15 protein-coding genes and 1 pseudogene are annotated in these 19132 nt (G+C 66.4%); 10 read left to right on the top strand and 6 right to left on the bottom strand.

The genetic code is table 11. The features are described 5' to 3' along the window. Nucleotides 1-423 precede the first annotated feature (423 nt). Together AC4AMJ_RS13750 and AC4AMJ_RS13755 are read left to right on the top strand one after the other, a co-directional pair. Entirely contained in the window at nucleotides 424-852 is a 429-nt protein-coding gene (locus AC4AMJ_RS13750; RefSeq protein WP_489900625.1) for an HIT family protein, read from the top strand. Beyond that, the gene (locus AC4AMJ_RS13755) at nucleotides 849-1634 is read left to right on the top strand and encodes an SIR2 family NAD-dependent protein deacylase (protein ID WP_489900624.1); all 786 of its coding nucleotides are present in this window, start codon (nucleotides 849-851) and stop codon (nucleotides 1632-1634) included. The genes AC4AMJ_RS13750 and AC4AMJ_RS13755 overlap by 4 nt, the downstream gene beginning before the upstream one ends. 17 nt (nucleotides 1635-1651) lie before the next feature. Here AC4AMJ_RS13755 and AC4AMJ_RS13760 read toward each other — a convergent pair. The 3 genes and pseudogenes from AC4AMJ_RS13760 to AC4AMJ_RS13770 all read right to left on the bottom strand — a co-directional run bounded on the left by AC4AMJ_RS13760 (nucleotide 1652) and on the right by AC4AMJ_RS13770 (nucleotide 8246). After that, a pseudogene (locus tag AC4AMJ_RS13760) lies at nucleotides 1652-5819 on the bottom strand (AAA domain-containing protein). Nucleotides 5820-5926: 107 nt separating this feature from the next. Beyond that, nucleotides 5927-6259: a rhodanese-like domain-containing protein gene (locus AC4AMJ_RS13765; protein WP_489900621.1), complete on the bottom strand. Its 333-nt coding sequence runs from the start codon at nucleotides 6257-6259 to the stop codon at nucleotides 5927-5929. Between the two features lie 205 nt (nucleotides 6260-6464). Next, complete coding sequence (locus AC4AMJ_RS13770) at nucleotides 6465-8246, bottom strand: DEAD/DEAH box helicase (protein WP_489918299.1); 1782 nt, start codon at nucleotides 8244-8246, stop codon at nucleotides 6465-6467. Between the two features lie 233 nt (nucleotides 8247-8479). Between AC4AMJ_RS13770 and AC4AMJ_RS13775 the strand changes: the two genes are divergently transcribed. Together AC4AMJ_RS13775 and opgC are read left to right on the top strand one after the other, a co-directional pair. After that, nucleotides 8480-10264, top strand: a complete 1785-nt coding sequence (locus tag AC4AMJ_RS13775; protein WP_489900619.1) for an AMP-dependent synthetase/ligase — start codon at nucleotides 8480-8482, stop codon at nucleotides 10262-10264. Between the two features lie 137 nt (nucleotides 10265-10401). Then, on the top strand, nucleotides 10402-11595 hold the full coding sequence (opgC, locus tag AC4AMJ_RS13780) for an OpgC domain-containing protein (RefSeq protein WP_489918300.1): 1194 nt from the start codon (nucleotides 10402-10404) through the stop codon (nucleotides 11593-11595). Here opgC and AC4AMJ_RS13785 read toward each other — a convergent pair. After that, nucleotides 11580-13094, bottom strand: a complete 1515-nt coding sequence (locus tag AC4AMJ_RS13785) for a DUF7782 domain-containing protein (protein ID WP_489918301.1) — start codon at nucleotides 13092-13094, stop codon at nucleotides 11580-11582. The two genes, opgC and AC4AMJ_RS13785, sit on opposite strands and share 16 nt — an antisense overlap. Further along, complete coding sequence (locus AC4AMJ_RS13790; protein WP_489900615.1) at nucleotides 13091-13294, bottom strand: hypothetical protein; 204 nt, start codon at nucleotides 13292-13294, stop codon at nucleotides 13091-13093. The genes AC4AMJ_RS13785 and AC4AMJ_RS13790 overlap by 4 nt, the downstream gene beginning before the upstream one ends. A gap of 105 nt (nucleotides 13295-13399) precedes the next feature. Between AC4AMJ_RS13790 and AC4AMJ_RS13795 the strand changes: the two genes are divergently transcribed. The 3 genes from AC4AMJ_RS13795 to AC4AMJ_RS13805 are packed head-to-tail and all read left to right on the top strand — an operon-like array spanning nucleotide 13400 to nucleotide 14751. Then, on the top strand, nucleotides 13400-13900 hold the full coding sequence (locus AC4AMJ_RS13795) for a MarR family winged helix-turn-helix transcriptional regulator (protein ID WP_489900614.1): 501 nt from the start codon (nucleotides 13400-13402) through the stop codon (nucleotides 13898-13900). Beyond that, nucleotides 13897-14319, top strand: coding sequence for an organic hydroperoxide resistance protein (locus tag AC4AMJ_RS13800; RefSeq protein WP_489918302.1), 423 nt, complete (start codon nucleotides 13897-13899; stop codon nucleotides 14317-14319). The genes AC4AMJ_RS13795 and AC4AMJ_RS13800 overlap by 4 nt, the downstream gene beginning before the upstream one ends. 21 nt (nucleotides 14320-14340) lie before the next feature. Further along, nucleotides 14341-14751, top strand: coding sequence for a DoxX family protein (locus AC4AMJ_RS13805; RefSeq protein WP_489900612.1), 411 nt, complete (start codon nucleotides 14341-14343; stop codon nucleotides 14749-14751). A 33-nt stretch (nucleotides 14752-14784) separates the two neighbouring features. Here the strand turns inward: AC4AMJ_RS13805 and AC4AMJ_RS13810 are convergent, their stop codons facing one another. Continuing rightward, nucleotides 14785-15840 carry a LacI family DNA-binding transcriptional regulator gene (locus AC4AMJ_RS13810; RefSeq protein ID WP_489918303.1) on the bottom strand — a complete coding sequence of 352 codons (1056 nt, stop codon included), beginning with the start codon at nucleotides 15838-15840 and terminating at the stop codon, nucleotides 14785-14787. A gap of 124 nt (nucleotides 15841-15964) precedes the next feature. Between AC4AMJ_RS13810 and AC4AMJ_RS13815 the strand changes: the two genes are divergently transcribed. From AC4AMJ_RS13815 to AC4AMJ_RS13825, 3 genes are all read left to right on the top strand, one after another. Beyond that, on the top strand, nucleotides 15965-16978 hold the full coding sequence (locus tag AC4AMJ_RS13815) for a Gfo/Idh/MocA family protein (protein ID WP_489918304.1): 1014 nt from the start codon (nucleotides 15965-15967) through the stop codon (nucleotides 16976-16978). 19 nt (nucleotides 16979-16997) lie between these two features. Beyond that, complete coding sequence (locus tag AC4AMJ_RS13820) at nucleotides 16998-17903, top strand: sugar phosphate isomerase/epimerase family protein (RefSeq protein WP_489918305.1); 906 nt, start codon at nucleotides 16998-17000, stop codon at nucleotides 17901-17903. Nucleotides 17904-18256: 353 nt separating this feature from the next. After that, a complete protein-coding gene (locus tag AC4AMJ_RS13825; protein WP_489918306.1) occupies nucleotides 18257-19132 on the top strand; it encodes a sugar phosphate isomerase/epimerase family protein in 876 nt (291 codons plus the stop codon).

A 19132-nucleotide genomic window follows, 5' to 3' on the forward strand; every position in this document is an offset into this window, starting at 1 on the left:
CCGCTGGATTGTGGTCGTTGAGGGTCCTGGACTCCTCCAGTGCGACGCGCGATGGCACACTGGATGAACACACCTGCCGCACAGTGGTTTTGGCGGCACGCGAGACTCGACTATGAGTCACCGTCGGCGTGAACGTGTCCCAATGATGACACACGAAAATGAGGGTTTCCTCATGTTCAAACCGTACCCGCGGGTATACCGACGGGTAACCCCGTGAGTAGTACAGGTGTTCACCGAGCGGGCTCGACGAGTGCCTGCCGTCGGTCCTGCTAGGGGCCGGTGTCCGAGCGCTCGATCGGGGGATCCGACCGTCCGAAACCGCCGTTACCAAATCGTTATGTGACCTGTTCCACTCCAGGTGACACGGCATGGCGACCCCCGCCGGCGCCCCTCGAAGGTGCGCGAAAAGTACCCTCTGTGGTCATGTCATCCTGCGTCTTCTGCGACATCGTGAATCAGACGTCGCCGTCCCGGACTGTTTACGCCGACGACGAGGTTGTCGCGTTCCTCGACATCCGCCCGGTGACCCGCGGCCACACCCTCGTGGTGCCGCGCGAGCACTCATCGGGTCTCGCCGACCTCGCACCCGACCTCGGCGGCCGCCTGTTCGCCGCCGGCCAACGCATCGCGGCGGCGATGAAGTCGAGCGCATTGCACGCCGACGGGGTCAACCTGGTCGTCAATGACGGCCGGGCGGCATTCCAGAGCGTGTTCCACACGCATCTGCATGTGGTGCCCCGCCACGACGGCGACAAACTCAGCTTCGCCAAGGGACTGGTCGTCCGAAGGGACCCGAACCCCGACGAGACGGCCGAGATCCTGCGTGCAGCGCTGCGGGCCGACCGCCGATGACCGGCCCCGACGAGCGCGGACCGATCGCGCTGCCCGCAGACGCGGTCGACGCGGTGCGGCGCGCCGACGTCGTGACGGTCTTCACCGGTGCCGGGATGTCGGCGGAGAGCGGCATCGCGACCTTTCGAGACGCCGAGAGCGGCCTGTGGGCCCGGTTCGATCCGGCCGAACTGGCAACCCCGGCCGCCTGGGCCGCGGACCCGGCTCTGGTCTGGGGTTGGTATCAATGGCGGGCCCGCACCGTCCGGCAGGCCGAGCCCAATCCGGGTCATCGGGCGTTGGCGGACCTCGACGGCGAGCGCGGGGTGATGGTGGTGACCCAGAACGTCGACGATCTGCACGAGCGAGCCGGCAGCACGGTCGTCAGCCACCTGCACGGCAGCCTGTTCGCACCGCGCTGCAGCTACTGTGAGCGCCCGTACGAGGGCATCGACGCCGACCCCGACGTTGCGGTTCATGAACTCCGGGTCGAGCCGCCTGCGTGCCCGTTCTGCCTGTCGCCGGTGCGTCCGGGTGTCGTCTGGTTCGGCGAAGGCCTGCGCGCCGATGCCTGGTCGAACGCCGAGAACGCCTTCGCGCTCGGCGACGTGATCATCGTCGTGGGCACCAGCGGGGTGGTCTACCCCGCCGCCTCCCTGCCCGAACGAGCACTCGAGCGGGGCATCGAGGTCATCGAGTTCAATCCGGAGCCGTCGGCTCTGAGCCACCAGGCCACCCACAGCATCCGAACCTCGGCCGCCGTCGGACTACCGGCACTGGTGGACGCCGTCCGGGCCGGCTGAGCGCCCGACGCCGGACGTCACTCCCCCGCGGTGAGATCGATCGGCGTCCATCCGGGCGCGGGCGCCGACTCCGATGTCGGGCCGCTCACCGAACCCCGGCTTCACGCCGCGACGGTCGAGCGCCTCCCAGAGGCCCTCGAGCGCGCGGTCCGGGTCGAGTTCGAACTCCGACTCCCGCACCCGCCAGAACTCCCACCCACACCGGCGCAGTTCGCGTTCCCGCTCCATGTCCGAGCGGGCCTGTTCGCCGGTGGTGCGGAAGGCGTCGCCATCGCACTCGACGGCCATCCGCGCATCCGATCCGGTCACGACGAGGTCGATGACCCGGTTGTTGACGGTCATCGCCGGCACCACGTAGTAGCCCCGATCAACCAGACGATTGAACACTTGCTGCTCGAAGAGACTCGAGAACGGTTGTTGCCGTTCGGTGTTCGACACCTCGGCGGGCATCGGAGGCATCGTCGGCCCCTGGTTGGACTCCACGAACCCCAGCAGCGACCGACGCAGGTCGGTGACCTTGAGTTGATCGAGCCCGATCGAGTGCACCAACCACATCTGATCCATCGCCCTCGACGCCGCGACATTGATCCGGCGCTGCGATTCGGCACGAGTCAATGGGGCGATGGCGGACGGATCGGACACAACCATGGACAAGAACACGACATGGCGTTCGTCGCCCTGGAAATCCGGGGGTGTCCCGACCCGGATTCGCCGCTCCCGCCAGTCCTCGTCGCTGAGGACCGCACGCAATTGCCGGGTGATCTCGTCGACCTGCCTGGTGCCCTGCAGGGCGATCACACCGAAGTCCAGACCGTCATAGGCCGGATCGGCCAGGCAGCCGGTCAGTGCCTGCGTGACAGCGGCCGCCTCCGCCTCGTTCACCAGGGACGCACCCTGGCCCGATGCGTCACCGTCGGGCACCCACAGCGACCGCACCGGGGGTAACCGGTCGGCACCGAACTGGCGCACCGGGATCAAGGGTGCCCCCGAGTAGAACTGGCGAGATGAGAACTCGATGATCTCGGGCATCGACCGGAAGTGCTCGCGCAGCCTGATCAGGTGCCCGAACCGACTGCGCAACAACGAGAACAGGCTCGATCGCGGGGTCAGACTGTCGCGCAGGTAATTCGGCAGATCCGGGAGATGGCTGTCCAGTTTGGCGAACGCATCGTCGAGGGTGGTTCCCGACAGGTTGTTGGGTGCGCACTGACGGTCGTCACCCACCACGATGACCCGCGGGGCCAACCAGAGCAGGTAGGAACTCGTGATGTCGGCCTGACTCGCCTCGTCGACGATCACCACGTCGAAGGCATCGCGGCGCGGGTTCACCGTCTCGGCAACCTGATTGATCGACATGATCCACGCCGGCACCGCACCCTGAGCCTGCTCCATCGCGGCCCGCGCCGCGGTTCGGAAACGATTGGCGTGCTTGCCCGAGCCCTTGCCCAGGTTGATCATGTGATCCCGATACGACTGCAGCGCCTGGACCTCGGCGACGGTCATCCGCTGCAGGCAGGCCTGCCAGGCGTGGGCCGCCGTGAGTCGGACCGTGAGCTGGGCGATGTCGGCCTCGTGCTCGTCGAGTTCGGCGGCCAGACGCGATTCCAGCGTGGGATCGCTGCGGTCCTGCACCCATGCCTGGGCGCGCCGCCAGGACCACGCCGCCGTCACCTCCGGCAGCCGCACGTGCCATACCGGATCGTCGGCGGTGGAGCTCAACAACGCGAAGAACTCCGGCGCCTTGCTGCGCAACCGCAATGTCAGCAGGTCGAGCGCTGTCTGGGCCTGCAGCTCATCGCGCGCCGCATTCCAGCCGCGACGGGCCGATCTGATCGCTGCGGCGTCGGCACTGGCCAGTGCGGAGAGAAGGTCATCGCCCTCCGGAGACGGCCCCTGATCGATCTCCGCGGACAGACGATAGGCACACTCGGCGAGTTCGTGTTCGGCCAGCACCGCATCATTGGTCGCGGCGATGGCGCCCGCCTGCAGGGCGACGTCGGCGACAGCCGCCACACTGCGTGGTCGTGGCCCACCCGGACTGATCGCCTCGAGTTCGTGGACCAGCTGATCACGACCGGTCATCAGTTCGGATATCCAGGCGAGCTGATTGTCCAGCCGGACCAATGAGTTCAGCTGCGCGGACCGCGAACCCGAATTGTCGATCGGCACATGAAGATCCGCCAGCACGCGTTGGACCTTGGCGACGGCGTCGAGAACCGCGAGGTGATCGGCCACCAGCCGCAGGGATTGTTCGTCGGTCGGTTCACGTCCGTCGACACTCGCGCGGACCCCGGACTCCTCAACCGCACGTTGTTGCGGTGAACGCAGAACTCGGCCTCGCCATCGGCCGCCCTGCGCCAGATGGTCGGCCGCGGCGGCGAACATCGCATCGTCGCCGGGGCGGGCCCCCTCGACGACGACGACGTGGGCGCCGATGGCCCGATCCCGATCGGCCGCGTCGGCGATGACCCTCGACAGGCCGATCACCCGGGACCACAGGTGCGCGGCCTGCCCGTCGAGCAGACGGTCGGCCATGTCCACCTGCATGGGTGGGAAGCTCGCGACCTCGGCGGAGGCGATCGCGAGGCGTTCGCACACCTCCTTGATCCGCACCAGGCGCGGGCTGTCCACGCCGGACAGGATCGACAGCATCGATCCGCTGCCGATCATGGGTTCGCTGGGTCGTTGCGCGATGCGGGCGCAGATGCGGTCGAGGTCCGCGGGAGCCGGAAGGTAGCCGGCGAGTTCCGGAAGTCGTTGACCCAGTCGGGATTCCGCACCGACTGGCGCGTTCAGCAGCCCGACCAACCGATCGAATTCCTGGCCGTCCAGCGGTGGGGTGGCGCCGTCGAGGGGCCCGGGCAGCCACCCATATCGCGCCTCGTCGGCCTTGACCTGGCGCACCACCTCTGCGGCGGTGCCGCGGTAGTCCCCCGCCACCCACTCATGGACCTCGGTCTCCGACTCCCGTGCGGTCCACAGTTCGCGCAGCACGCGTTCGCGTTTACGCACCGCCTGCTCGCGTTTGTCGAGCAAATCGGTGATCTCGGCGGCCACGACACGCGGCTGGTGGCGCGACTTCCGTTCCGCGATCGCCTCGACACTGGACACGGTCGCGCCGAAATCGTCCTGGCCCACGTCCGCGATCGACACGGTCAGGTCCCGCAGTTCCGCGGGCAACATGTCGCGCAGGACATGCAACGCCTGGGCCTTCTCACTGGTCACCAGCACACGCTGCCCCTTGGCCAGCAACGCCGCGGTGAGGTTGGCGATCGTGTGCGTCTTGCCGGTACCGGGTGGGCCCTCCACCACCACACCGCTGTCCACGCCCAGTTGGGCGAGCACGTCGCGCTGTTCCACGTTGGCCGGTAGCGGATAGAGCGCGTCGTGGACCAACTCGTCCGGCGGCAGAGCACCCGTTGCGGCGAGCGCGGCCACGCGCTCGGGCGCCTCGATAGGCGAGACCAGCTGGGCCAGACCGATGGGCACCTGTCCGGGCGACTCGCGCAACCCGGCCAGGATCGCGTCGTAGAAGTCGAGCGCCGCGGTGACCCCGCGTCGGCGCAACACCAGCGCCGGCCGCATCTCCAGCCACACGGAGACCACGTCGGCGTCGACGGTCACCTGTTCCAGCCATGCATCGATGAGGTCCCCGACGCGGCCGGCGACCGGGCTGGCGAGTTCGGTGAGTTTGCCACGCGCCTTCAGCGCACCGGAGACGTCGATTCCCTCGATGGCCGCCAGGAGGAACGCGTCGTGCACCATCGGCGTGGCACCGGCACTCAGGTCGATCCTGATCGATCCGGTCGCATCGTCGCGATCGGCTACCACCTGCTGGGTGATGAGGTGATCGCGCACCCGGATGTCGGCGTCGTCCTCGGCATCGGCGACGGTGACCAGGGCGTTGGCCAGCACCAGTTCGAGGGACTCCGGATTGTCGCGCAGCTCATCGAGCATCCGTGCGACCGCCGGCCGGGCCTCGGCGTCGGCGGCGATCTCGATCACCGTCTGGCCGGCCACCGCCGACGCACGGAATGGCATCGACGTCGCCTTGCCGACCCACTCGACGCCCGGATGCTGCTCGACATCGCTGACAGTCTCCGAGCGCGACCGTACGAGTTCTCGGAGAAAACCGAGCAGCCGGACGACCTGATCGTCCAGCTGGGTGTCGGTCTCCTCGGCCATCGCTGTTCGATCCCTCCTCGTACGCCCATCCCGGCGTCGTCGGCTGGATTCACTGGCGTGGATATGTGCAGAACGCTACCAACCCGGGCCGCTCCGCGAGACTCGACTTACCGTCGGTACTCGGTGTTGATGGCTCGATATCCGCCGTCGACGTAACGCACATTCGTGTAGCCGAGACCGGCGATCTCCTCGGCGATGACGGGAGCCTGCGAGCTCACCGACACAACTGCGATCTCGGTGTCGGGATCGCGCACGACCGGGAACGTTCCCGACGGCGTGGGCATGAACCGATCGCGTACGTCCGTCGGGTCCACCACGAAGGCGCCGGGAATGCTTCCCTGATGGCGCATCACCTGCGGGCGGGCATCGACGAGGACTGCGTGTTCCTGCTCGCAGTGGGCTCGTGCATCGGCTGCTGTAATCCTATTCACCACTGACACTGGTGACTCACCGTTCCTGTTGTCATCGCGTTGTCGAATCCGAGGTCTGACGTCGACGTTTTGTCGAACGCCGGAGGGGCGGACCCACGGGCCCGCGAACCGATCGTCAGGTTGATCCCCCACCACAAAAGGTTACGGAATTATCTCGATCCGGCAAGTTTCGTACCACGGGTTTCGCAAGTCTCATCGAACTCCGAGGAAGTACTCAGCTTCTGCCTCGGCCGGCGACGCGTTGGGTGCCGCGCTTGCCCCAACCGTCCGAGCGCTTGCCATGCCCATCGCGGCCGGTGGACCCGCCGCGCTGGCCTTGCCCGCGCTTGGCGCCACCCCGTGTGCGCGGCGGCCCGTAGTCGCGTTTGATGTCGATCGGGGTCCGCCCGATCTTGGTGTTCCGAAGCGACGACAGGGTCTCGTTGTCCAGGTTCTCCGGTAGTTCGACCAGCGAGAAGTCATCACGGATGCTGATGTTGCCGAAGTCTCCCCGAGTCAGCCCGCCCTCATTGGCGATGGCGCCGACGATCGCACCCGGCGAGACCTTGTGTTTGCGACCCACGGCGATCCGATAGGTCGCGAATTGGCCGCCACCCGACCGCCGCGGTGCGCGCTCCCGACGTTCGGCCCGCTCTCCCTCCGGTGGGTCCGGGGCCATGAGGAAGCCCCCGTCCCGGGTTTCGAGGGCAAGCGCGGCGGCGATGTCGGCCATTGCGACGTCCTTGTCGCGGGCGTAGTTCTCGACCAGTTGGCGGAACATGTCCAGGTGATCGGAGCCGAGGTTCGCCGTGATGGAATCGGCGAACTTCGCGACGCGCTGCGCGTTGACGTCCTCGGCGCTGGGCAGCCCGATCTCGGTCAGCGTCGTCCGGTTCGCACGTTCGATGGACCGCAAAAGGTGCCGTTCGCGTGGAGAGACGAACAGCAGCGCGTTGCCCGACCGCCCGGCCCGCCCGGTCCTGCCGATGCGATGGACATAGGACTCCGTGTCGTGCGGGATGTCGAAGTTGACGACATGCGAGATGCGGTCGACGTCGAGACCACGGGCGGCCACATCGGTGGCCACGAGGATGTCGATGCCGCCGCTCTTGAGCTGGTTGATGGTGCGCTCGCGCTGCGCCTGCGCCATGTCGCCGTTGATGGCCACCGCGGAGAATCCACGGGAACGGAGTCGTTCGGCGAGTTCCTCGGTACCGGATTTGGTACGCACGAACACGATCATGGCGTCGAACGTCTCGACCTCGAGGAATCGGGTCAACGCGTCGAGTTTGCGCTGGTGGGACACCTGGATATAGCGCTGGGTGATGTTCTGTGCGGTCGCGGTCTTCGATTTGACCGTGATCTCCTGCGGATCGTGCAGATACCGCTGGGCCAGGCGGCGGATGGCGCTGGGCATGGTGGCCGAGAACAAGGCGACCTGCTTGCTCTCGGGCGTCTCGGCGAGAATCCGTTCGACGTCCTCGGCGAATCCCATGGTGAGCATCTCGTCCGCCTCATCCAGGACGAGATGGTCGAGCTTGGAAATGTCGAGGGTGCCCTTGTCCAGGTGATCGATCACCCGCCCGGGCGTGCCGACGATGACATGGGCGCCGCGCCGGAGTCCGGCGAGCTGCACGCCATAACTCTGGCCGCCGTAGATCGGTAGGACCCGGATGCCGGGCAGATGGGAAGAATAGCGACCGAACGCCTCGGCGACCTGTAAGGCCAGCTCACGGGTCGGCGCGAGGACCAACGCCTGCGGGTGGCGCGCGCAGGCATCGAGGCGCGAGAGGATCGGGACCGCGAACGCAGCCGTCTTGCCGGTGCCGGTCTGCGCCAGCCCCACAACGTCTCGACCCGCCATGAGCGGAGGAATCGTCGCGGCCTGAATCGGAGACGGGGTTTCGTAACCGACATCGGAAATGGCTTGCCGGACCTCTGGCGCGATGTCGAGGTCGTCAAAAGTGATGTCGTGGCCGTCCTGTCGGTCGCCGGACTCGTCTCCCGCGTCACTCATGTGCGATCTGTCCTGTTCACCCGGCCAACTCTAATCGTCCGAGTCGTCCGGCGAGGAATCGTCGACAGACCCATACGTCGCCTGTGACCGGCGCTACGCACCATGGACACCGTTCTGTGATCACGAACACGGATACTGGTACCGTCAGTTTCACTCAACAGACAGCTGACCGCGTCGATCCGGGCACATCCGTGTCCGTTATGACCGATTATGTGCGCGTAGGGGAGCCCGCCATGCAGCAGTATTCCACGCCATCGAACCTCGCCATCGAGGACAAGGCGACCACCGTCGACAGCATTCTCCGCTACCGGGCCGAGCGCCCGACCATGCCGTTGCTGAAAAAGCGCTCCGGCAACCAGTGGATCAACGTGACCGCGAAACACTTCGCCGACGAGGTCGATGCGGTGGCCAAAGGGCTCATCGCCTCGAACATCAAGCCGGGTGACCGGGTCGCGATCCTGTCATCGACCCGCTTCGAGTGGACCGTTCTGGACTACGCGATCTGGCGCGCGGGCGCCACGACCGTCGCGATCTACGAGACCTCCGCACCCGACCAGGTGAAGTGGATTCTCGAGGATTCCGGCACGAAGATGCTGTTCGTCGAGTCACACGCCCACTACACCCGCCACATCGGGGTCATCGAGGAGGCCCCGGAGCTCCGGGAAACTCTGATCATCGAGGACCATGCGCTGCCGTCGGTCACCAAGCGGGGCGCGAAGGTCGGCGCCGACGAGCTCGATACGCGCCATGCCAACGCGTTGTCGTCCGATGCCGCCACTCTGATCTACACCTCGGGCACCACGGGCAGGCCGAAGGGGGTCGTGCTCACCCACGCCAACTTCCTCGCCGAGTGTGCGGCCACCCGCGACGCCGTCGGCGCCGGCATGGTCGAGGGCAAGTCGACGCTGCTGTTCCTCCCGCTCGCGCACGTGTTTGCGCGTGTGGTCGCGGTCGGCTGCATCGAGAACGGCGTCATCCTGGGCCACACCAATGACATCCCGAATCTCGTCGAGGACCTCGGCCACTTCAAGCCGAATTACGTCTTGTCGGTTCCGCGTGTCTTCGAGAAGGTCTACAACTCGGCAAAGCAGAAGGCCTACGACGGCGGCAAGGGCGCCATCTTCGATCGCGCGGCCGACACGGCGATCGAGTACAGCACCGCGCTCGAGAACGGCGGTCCGGGCCTCGGCCTCAAGCTGAAGCACGCCCTGTTCGACCGGCTCGTCTATGGGAAGCTGCGTGCCGCTCTCGGCGGGCAGTGCGAGGGCGCGATCTCCGGAGGCGCCCCGCTCGGCGCCCGACTCGGTCACTTCTTCCGGGGGGCCGGCATCCCGGTTTATGAGGGCTACGGCCTGTCAGAGACGACCGCAGCGGTGACCGCCAACAACGAAGATCATCAGCGCGTGGGATCGGTCGGGCGACCGATCCCGGGCGTGACCGTCGCGATCGCCGACGATGGGGAGGTGCTTCTGCAAGGTCCGGTCGTCTTCGGCGGCTACTGGAAGAACGCGGCGGCATCGAGCGAGGCCATCGTCGATGGCTGGTTCCACACCGGCGACATCGGCCACCTCGATGACGGCTACCTGTTCATCACCGGACGCAAGAAGGAGCTCATCGTCACCGCCGGCGGCAAGAACGTGTCACCGGCCGCCCTGGAGGACACCATCCGGGCGCACCCGATGGTCAGTCAGTGCCTGGTGGTCGGAGACAACAAGCCGTTCATCGCCGCGCTCATCACTCTCGATGCCGAAGCAGTCCCCGGCTGGCTCGAGCGCCACCATCTGCGGGCCGACACCCCGATCGCCGACCTGACGCAGAACGAGACTCTGCTGGCCGAGATCGATGCCGCGGTCAAGGAAGCGAACACGAAGGTGTCCAATGCGGAGGCGATCAAGAAGTTCGCCATTCTGGAGGACGACTTCACCATCGAGTCCGGAGAGTTGACGCCGACGTTGAAGCTCAAGCGCAATGTGATCCACGACGCACAGAAGAAGGCCATCGCCGACCTCTACACCTGATCCCCCAGCGCATTTCAGCGCGACCCGACCGGATCACCGCCACGCTCGGTCTCCCATCCCGGGAGGCCGAGCGTTGTCGTTGCGCGGGAGGCTGCTCCGAATAGGGCGAAACGGGCGTCCTCGGTATGGTGGCTGCGATGAATCGAGATCTCGCCATCGACGCGACGCGGGGGCTCGCGATCTGGAGCATGATCTCGCTGCATTTCGCCGCCGGCACCCACATCGCCGCGCCGACGCACGCATTCCCCTATGTCGACGGGATGTCGGCGTTCGTGCTGCTCTCCGGACTGGTGCTCGGTCTGGTCTATCGGCGTTGGATCGAACGGGTCTCGCTGAGATACGGCTACTGGCGCCTGACGAAGCGACTCGCCGTCCTCTACCTGTGCCAGGTGACGATCTCTGTCGTCGCGGTCGGCGCGGCACTGGCGGGTCATCGCTGGCTGACCCTGCTCCCGACGGTCGATGGCTGGACCGACGGTCTGCGCCTGGCACTGGGTCTGCGCTACCTGCCGAGCGGCGGGAACATCCTGCTGCTCTACATGGCGATGATGGCGTCGGCCTACCTGCTCTTCCCCCTGCTGTCACGTGGGTTCTGGCGGTATGTGCTCGTCGGTTCGGTTGTGCTGTACGTGGTCTCCTTGGCCGTGTCGCCCGACTGGTTCTACCTCACCTCGTCGGCCGGCGGCGCACGAATTCAGAACTGGGCCGGCTGGCAGGTCATGTTCATCCCGGCTGTCGTCGTCGGCTGGAGGTGGCGGGAGTGGGATGTCCCCGGCTTCATCGACCGCCGACTCCCCGCGATCGTCGCCGTCGCGCTTGCTGCCGCCCTGATCCTGCACTTCGGGGTCGACACCGGTCCGTGGGTTCGCTTCGAACCGACGCTCGCCGACAAAGTGGATTTCCGTCCCGCGCGGGCGATCGGCGCGTGGCTGGTGGTGCCGGCCGCCTATGGGGTCTTCCGACTGTTGCTACGAATGTGGCACCGCGACTGGTTGCGCCCACTCGTCATGACCGGCACCCGCAGTCTGGATTCGTATGTGCTGCAGGCGCTCGCGCTGGTCATCCTGCCCATCCACATCGCGCACCGACCGTGGAGCATGACGACCACCTTCTGCGTCGTCGTGCTCGTGTTCGGGCTCTGCTGGGCCTGGTCGGAGTTCCGCCAGGCATGCCACATCGACAAGTTGCATCGCATGCCGGCGATTCTCGCGAGCCGTCTCTCAGGGCGGCGTCGGGTCGCGGTGCCCGACACCGGGGCCCCGGGCGGCGGCGGTGGCACCGATCGCGAGGGCACCGCGCTGAGCGCCTCCTCCGCTCAGGTCGCCTCGTAGAGAATGCCGCGCCCGATAGCCTCTCGGACCACCGGCATCGCCGCCTCTGCCAGGGCGGCGTCGTCCACCTCATGGAATCCGGCAAGCAGTTCGATCAGCGCGCCGAGCGGCACCTCGCCCCGGCACCCTGCCAACAGTGCCCGCGACACCTCGTCCACCCCCAGCGTCGCGCCGGGTCCACCCGGTCGCCGCACCGTGGCCGACACCTGGTGCCAGCCTTCGGCTCCCGGCAAGGACTGTTCCTCGAGAAACACCGGCGCCGTGGACAGACGGGTCGCGAGCAGTTGCTCGTCGGACGTTGTGCGCAGATAGTGACGCCGGGCCAGAAACGCCTCGACCTCCGTACCGGTGAGCTCCTCCCCCGCACCGGTGATCTCCTCGATGACCTGGTCGGGTTCCCCCGGATCTCCCTCCGCCCTGCGCCGCAGTGTGATCGAACCCATGCCGATGCCGGCGATACCGTTCTCGTCGAACCACTCGAGCCACGTCGCGCCGCGGGCCGCCCCGGTGTCCGCGGACTCCCCCGCATCCGACAGCCAGAGCGAGATGTAGCTGACCGGGTCGGCGAGTTCACGCTGGACCACCCAGGCGTCGAGTCCCGTGCCGGCCAACCAGCCACGAACGCGGTCACGCCAGTCTGCTTCGATCGGCACGATCCAGTTGGCCAGGATCTGCGCTGTGCCACCGGGATTGAGATGTTCGGGGATCTGCCTGATCAGCTCGGCGCAGAGGGCGTCGGCCACCATACCCGAATCCCGGTAGATGTAGTCCTGCCCACCGGTCCCGACGACGAACGGCGGGTTGGAGACGATCAGATCGAATCGCTCCCCGGCCACCGGCTCGAACAGGCTGCCCGCCCGCAGATCCCACCGCATGCCGTTGAGCCTCGCGGTGGCCCGGGCGAGGGCCAACGCCCGGTCGTTGGTGTCGGTGGCGACGATCTCGTCACAATGTGCGTCCAGATGCAGCGCCTGGATTCCACATCCCGTGCCGATGTCGAGTGCCCGACGCGCGGGTGATCGGATCACCGCTCGCGCCAGCGACACCGAGGCCCCGCCGATACCCAGGACGTGATCACGTTCCACCGGTCCACTCCGCATCATCGCGTCCTGATCCGAGACGACGAGGTAGTCCGTGCGGTCATCCGCGTGCGGACGGATGTCCAGGACCGCGTGCACCTTCGAGTAGCCGCACCGGGTGATCACCCCGTTGTCGATCAGGGCGTCTGTCCCGGTCACAGGAAATGCCTGTGCCACCACGGATTCAGGTTCCTCGGAACCGAGCAGGAACAACCGGGTCATCGTCGCGAGCGAGGAAGCTGCATGCGGCACCCGACGGGTTGCCTGGAGCGCGGGCCACCAGATCCCCCGCCCGAGTGCATCGTTTGCCGACTCCCCCAACAAATCCGCGACGCCATCGGCGGAGTAGCGCGCCGACCGCAGATCAGCGCCGAGCGCATCGATGACCGCATCGTCGTGCAACGGATGACGGGTGCTCACCCGACCTTCCGATACTTTTTGTGCATAGCCTGTTTGGACACACCCAACAGCAGGCCGATCTCGGCCCACGAAAGTCCGGCATGCCGGGCGCGACGCACCGCCACCTCCTCGGCGCGCGCGATGTCGCGGCGCCGAGCGGCGATGCGGGTCAACTCCTCGATCGGCGTCTCGCCGTCGTCGTTGTCGATTCCGGTTCTCATGACCCCAGGATGCCCCGACGGCAACCGAACGTCAACCTTGGTTGACGAGAGTTAAATGTCCCACAACTATGTTGTGCACTACTTAAATAGGCTATGGTCGTAGACGTGACCTCGGTTCGACTCGATGACCAGCTCTGCTTCGCGCTCTACTCCGCTTCTCGCGCAGTGATCGCGGCGCAGCGGCCCGGTCTGCGCGAACTCGGGCTCACATATCCGCAATACCTCGCCATGCTCGTGTTGTGGGAGGAAGACGAGATCACGGTCAGTCGGCTCTGCCGGCGACTCCAATTGGATTCGGGCACGGTGTCGCCGCTACTGCGGCGACTCGAAGCGCTGGGCTATCTCACTCGCAACCGTTCACATGACGATGAGAGGTCGGTCACCGTCGCACTCACCCCGGAAGGCGTCGCGTTGGGCGCCAGAGCTGATTGCGTCTACGACTCGCTCGTCTCAGCGATAGCCGAGGCGGCCGAAGAGGATTCCGACACAGACGCTCCGTTCGATCCCGAGGCGCTGATCAACCTCCGCACCACCCTGCACGAACTCACCGACGAGTTGCGCCGACATCTCGACGCAGCCGGCCCCACGAAAGGAAGCACTGCATGAAAGCGCTGTACACCGCCGAGGCCCTGGCCACCGGAGACGGACGCAACGGACATGCCCGCACCTCCGACGGCAAGATCGACCTCGATCTCGACATGCCCAAGGAACTCGGCGGATCGGGCGTGGGCACCAACCCCGAACAGCTTTTCGCCGCCGGTTACGCCGCATGCTTCCACAGCGCCCTGCGTCTCGTCGCCGGTCAGGCCGGCGCCGACGTGACCGATTCGGCCGTCGGCGCCCGGGTTTCACTCGGCACCAACGACTCCGGCGGTTTCGGGCTCGCTGTGGAACTCGAGGTGACGCTGCCGTCGGTCGATGAGGCCACCGCGAAGTCACTGGTCGACAAGGCGCACGAGGTCTGCCCGTACTCGAACGCCACGCGTGGCAACATCGATGTCAATCTCACGCTGGCAGAGGACTGATCTCGCTCCCGAGAGGACACCATGAACTCCCCTTTGTCGACAAAGGTGGCGTCGTCGCAATCGCGCTCTCGCCGTATCGCCCGCCTGGCACTCGGTGGCATCCTGACCACCGCGGGTATCGGTCACATGACCTTTCAGCGCAAGGAGTTCCAGGCGCAGGTGCCTGACTTCGTGCCACTCGACCCCGATCTGACCGTGCTGGCATCGGGTGTGGCCGAGGTCGGCCTGGGTCTCGGACTGATCGGACTGCCGAGGCAACGTCGGGCGGTCGGCGCGATCGTCGCGGCCTTCTTCGTCGCCGTCTTTCCCGGCAATATCCATCAGTACCGCAACCGGGTCGATGCTTTCGGCCTCGACACCGATCGCAAACGGTTCATCCGACTGTTCGGCCAGCCCGCACTGGTGGCGGCAGCCTGGTACGCCCGCGGCTGAAGGCCCGATCCGATTGCGGCGCCCCGCTGGACCTCAGCGGGGCGCCGCAGTCGTCCGCCGGACCACCAGGCCGGGGGTATGCCGATAGATACGCTGTGGCGCAGTCAGTCGGTCCATCCGCTGGATCAGGAACTTTGCCGCCTGCGCGCCCACGGTGAAGTTCCCGTTGTCGATCGATGTCAGTGAGATGTGGCGCAAGCCGGCCAGTTGCGTGTCGTCGTAACCGATGAGGGCCAGGTCCCCCGGAACCGCCAGACCTCGGTCGTCGGCCGCCGACATCGCCCCCAGACATGTCATGTCGTTGAATCCGAAGATCGCGGTGGGCGGCGTGGCGGAGTCGAGAAGCCGTGCCGCGGCCGCGTAGCCGCCGTCCTCGGTCATCCCGCCGTACTCGACCCCGACGACGTCGACATCCACACCCGACTCGGCCACGGTCTGCTCGAAACCCTGTCGGCGCAGGGTCCCCACGAGCCCGGGCCCCTGGATGTGTCCCAGCCTGCGGTGCCCGAGTGTCAGCAGGTGCTCGGTCGCCATGCGCGCACCAGCCAGATCGTCATCGACCGAGATGTCCACCGTCGGGAGGTCCGGTTCCAGGGTGCCGGCCAACACCACCGGCACCGACTGCGCCGCCCGATCGACCGCCACCCGCGCGTCGGTCGTCCCCACCACGACGAGTCCGTCAACCTGCCGCGACAGTAGTGTTTCGACGGTGTCTCGACCCACCCGATGATCGAGACGGCTGTCCACCAGAATCGGGGCGATGTCGACCGCATCGAACGAAGTGGCCAATCCCTCGAGAAGGCTGACGTACCAGGGGTTTCGCAAGTCGTTGATCACGACACCGACGGTCCCGCTGCGTGCCTCCGACAGCCCACGCGCGATCGTGTTCGGCCGATAGCCCAACTCGTCCATCGCCTGTCGCACCCGGGTGCGACGCTCCTCACTCACGTTCGGCTCGTCGCGCAACACCCGGGAAACCACCGACTTGGACACCCCCGCGTGAGCGGCCACGTCCCGGATCGTCGCCGGCCGGCGCGCGAACACAGATGTCGGCACCGCATCCGTCTCCGCATTGCTCTCACTCATCATGGGCCATCCTATTGCTCTCGTGATCTACACCACGTAGTGTAGCTGGGACCGGTCCCAGATTGTCCCACATTTAGTCGACCCCCTCGCACAACGTGAGGTCACCCAACAGAAGGAGCGCATCCGGATGGTCCGCATGGCGTTGATCGGCGCAGGCTTCATCGGCTCGGTACACGCCGAGAACCTCACTGCCCACCCTGACGTCGAGTTCGTCGGTATCTATGACGTCGACCGCACACGGTCGGCAGACCTGGCCGGCCGTCAGTCCACTCGGGCAATCGATCTCGACACCGCCTTCGACACGTCTGTGGTGGACGCGGTGTTGATCGCGTCCTCCACCGACACCCATTCCGAGCACCTTCGACGGGCCTCGACCGCAGGCCTCGCCGTGCTGTGCGAGAAGCCGATCGATCTCGACCTCGACCACGCGACCGACGTCGTGACCGAGGTCGGGACCTCCGGCCGTCCGATGATGGTTGACTTCAACCGGCGCTTCGACCGCGACTACGCCGAGATCCATCGCGCGGCCCACTCCGGCGAGATCGGCACCGTCGAACTGGTGCAGATGACCACCCGAGGACCTGCGCTCCCCCCGCTGGAATACGTCGCCGTCTCCGGCGGTCAGATGCGTGACCAGACCGTTCACTTCTTCGATCTCGCCCGTTGGATCACCGGGGAGGACCCGGAATCGGTCTTTGCCGCCGGCTCGGTCTTCACCGATCCCCGGATGACCGAACTCGGCGACGTCGACACATCTGTGGTGACACTGCGGATGCCCAGTGGCGCACTGGTGCAGATCGACAGCGCCCGCCGAATCGGCTACGGCTACGACGAGCGCATCGAGGTCCTCGGCTCCGACGGTCTCGTCGAGGCAGGTCGACAGCGCGTCGGATCGGTCACGCGCTACCAGTCGGGCCGTGTCGTTCTCGACGGCATGCACGCCGGTTGGTTCGAGCGGGTCGCCCCCACTTATCGCAGCGCGCTGAACCACTTCGTCGCCGCCGTCGACTCCGGTGCACCCATCGGACCCACTCTGCCCGAGGCGCTCAAAGCGCAGGCCATCGCCGAGGCGGCCACCCGATCACTGAGATCCGGCGAACTCGAACCCATCACCTACCCGGCGCTTTCCGCCGTCAGCTGAATCACGAAGGGACACATCAATGAGCAACATCATCGTCGGATCCGCACCCGACTCGTGGGGAGTCTGGTTCTCCGAAGACCCCCAGCAGACCCCGTACACCCGCTTCCTCGACGAGGTCGCCGCATCCGGCTACGAGTGGATCGAGTTGGGCCCCTACGGCTATCTGCCCACCGACCCGAAGCAGCTCCTCGACGAACTCGGCGAGCGTGGCCTGAAGTTGTCCGCGGGCACCGTCTTCGAGCACCTCCACCAGGAGAACTCGTGGGATGCCGTGTGGACGCAGATCGAGGACGTCGCCAAACTCACGGCCGCGGCCGGCGGCAAACACGTCGTCGTCATCCCGGAGATGTGGCGCGACCCCGCCACCGGTGACGTACTCGAGGACCGCGACCTCACTGTCGACCAGTGGCTGGCCAAAACCCGCGGCATGAACGAGCTCGGCAGGGCCATGTTCGAGAAGTACGGTGTGCGTGCGCAATACCATCCGCATGCCGACAGCCACGTGGACACCGAAGAGAACATCTACCGGTTCCTGGAGAACACCGACGGCGAGTTCGTGAACCTCTGCCTGGACACCGGCCACGTCAGCTATTGCGGCGGAGACAATCTCGCGATCATCACCAAGCACCCGGAGCGCATCGGCTATCTGCACCTCAAGCAGGTCGATGAGGCCGTGCGCGCCAAGGTCGCCGCCGACGACCTGCCGTTCGGCGAGGCAGTACGTCTGGGCGCGATGACAGAGCCGCCACGCGGCATCCCGGAGATGCCGCCGCTGCTCGACGCCGTCGCCGACCTCGGGATCGACATCTTCGCCATCGTCGAGCAGGACATGTACCCGTGCTCCCCCGACGCACCCCTGCCCATCGCTCAGCGCACCCAGCAGTACCTGGGTTCGTGCGGCGTGTCGGCGGTCCGCTTCCGCTGATCGGCACACCCCGACCCCTGAGTCACGAAGCGCCGCATCACCCCCCGGTCCGTGGGGAACGAAGCGCCTCACCACCCCCGGTCCCTGAGGAACGAGGCGCTAGCCGAGTGTCACGAAGGGCCCACCACCAACCGCCCCCCTTGAGTCACGAAGCGCCACACCACCCCCGGTCCGTGGGGACAAGGCGCCGCATCACCCCCGGTCCCTGAGGAACGAGGCGCTAGCCGAGTGTCACGAAGGGCCCACCACCAACCGCCCCCCTTGAGTCACGAAGCGCCACACCACCCCCGGCCCCTGAAGAACGAGGCGCCCGCCGAGTGTCACGAAGGGCCGTCTCACCGAGGAGAACCACCATGAAGGTCGCCCTGGACCCCACACCGTTTCATCACAGTCACTCGCTGCTCGAATTGCCCGGTGTCGTAGCCGATCTCGGGTACGAGTACCTACAATTGACGCCTCACGCGGACATGATCCCGTTCTTCAATCATCCCAAGGCCGACGACGCTCTGGTGGCGAAGTTCCGGAAAGCGTGCGATGCCGCGGGTGTCGGGATCGCATCCGTACTGCCAGTGCTGCGGTGGTCCGGCCCCGACGAGGACGCCCGCGAAGCCGCGATCCGCTACTGGAAGCGCGCCATCCAGATCACCGTCGATCTCGGCGTGAACGTGATGAACACCGAGTTCTCGGGACGGCCGGAGAAGCCGGAGGAATCCGAGCGCGCCTTCTACCGGTCGATGGAGGAGCTCGTCCCGATCATCGAGCGCGAGGGCATCGATGTGCGGATCGATCCCCACCCCGACGACTTCGTCGAGGACGGCCTCGCCGCAATCCGGATCATCCGCGGTATCAACTCGAAGAACTTCGGGCTCGTCTACGTCGCCTGCCACAGCTTCCACATGGGTGGCAACATGCGCGAGATCATGACAACCGCAGGAGACATGCTCCGGCTGGTGCACGTTGCCGACACCATGGATCACCATGCCTCGCATGGTCTTCGCTACATCACCAACCCGCCCGGCAATGCCGTCCGCGTGCACCAACACCTCAAGATCGGCGACGGCGACGTCAACTGGGACGAGTTCTTCAGCACTCTCGGCGAGATCGGTTTCTACGACCGCGACGACTCGGTCATGGTGTCCAGCGTGTTCGCGGAGAACGAGAACGCACACGAGGTCTCCCGGTACCAATTGGCGACGATGACCGACTATGTCAACAAGTACCGGGGCTGA

The sequence above is a fragment of the Gordonia sp. LMA484 genome, from assembly GCF_058129505.1.

Coding starts and splice junctions, on each gene's coding strand:
- AC4AMJ_RS13825 (WP_489918306.1), top strand. CDS start 18,257: ATGAAGGTCGCCCTGGACCCCACACCGTTTCATCACAGTCACTCGCTG.
- AC4AMJ_RS13820 (WP_489918305.1), top strand. CDS start 16,998: ATGAGCAACATCATCGTCGGATCCGCACCCGACTCGTGGGGAGTCTGG.
- AC4AMJ_RS13815 (WP_489918304.1), top strand. CDS start 15,965: ATGGTCCGCATGGCGTTGATCGGCGCAGGCTTCATCGGCTCGGTACAC.
- AC4AMJ_RS13750 (WP_489900625.1), top strand. CDS start 424: ATGTCATCCTGCGTCTTCTGCGACATCGTGAATCAGACGTCGCCGTCC.
- AC4AMJ_RS13790 (WP_489900615.1), bottom strand. CDS start 13,294: ATGAGAACCGGAATCGACAACGACGACGGCGAGACGCCGATCGAGGAG.
- AC4AMJ_RS13770 (WP_489918299.1), bottom strand. CDS start 8,246: ATGAGTGACGCGGGAGACGAGTCCGGCGACCGACAGGACGGCCACGAC.
- AC4AMJ_RS13800 (WP_489918302.1), top strand. CDS start 13,897: ATGAAAGCGCTGTACACCGCCGAGGCCCTGGCCACCGGAGACGGACGC.
- AC4AMJ_RS13775 (WP_489900619.1), top strand. CDS start 8,480: ATGCAGCAGTATTCCACGCCATCGAACCTCGCCATCGAGGACAAGGCG.
- opgC (WP_489918300.1), top strand. CDS start 10,402: ATGAATCGAGATCTCGCCATCGACGCGACGCGGGGGCTCGCGATCTGG.
- AC4AMJ_RS13805 (WP_489900612.1), top strand. CDS start 14,341: ATGAACTCCCCTTTGTCGACAAAGGTGGCGTCGTCGCAATCGCGCTCT.
- AC4AMJ_RS13810 (WP_489918303.1), bottom strand. CDS start 15,840: ATGATGAGTGAGAGCAATGCGGAGACGGATGCGGTGCCGACATCTGTG.
- AC4AMJ_RS13755 (WP_489900624.1), top strand. CDS start 849: ATGACCGGCCCCGACGAGCGCGGACCGATCGCGCTGCCCGCAGACGCG.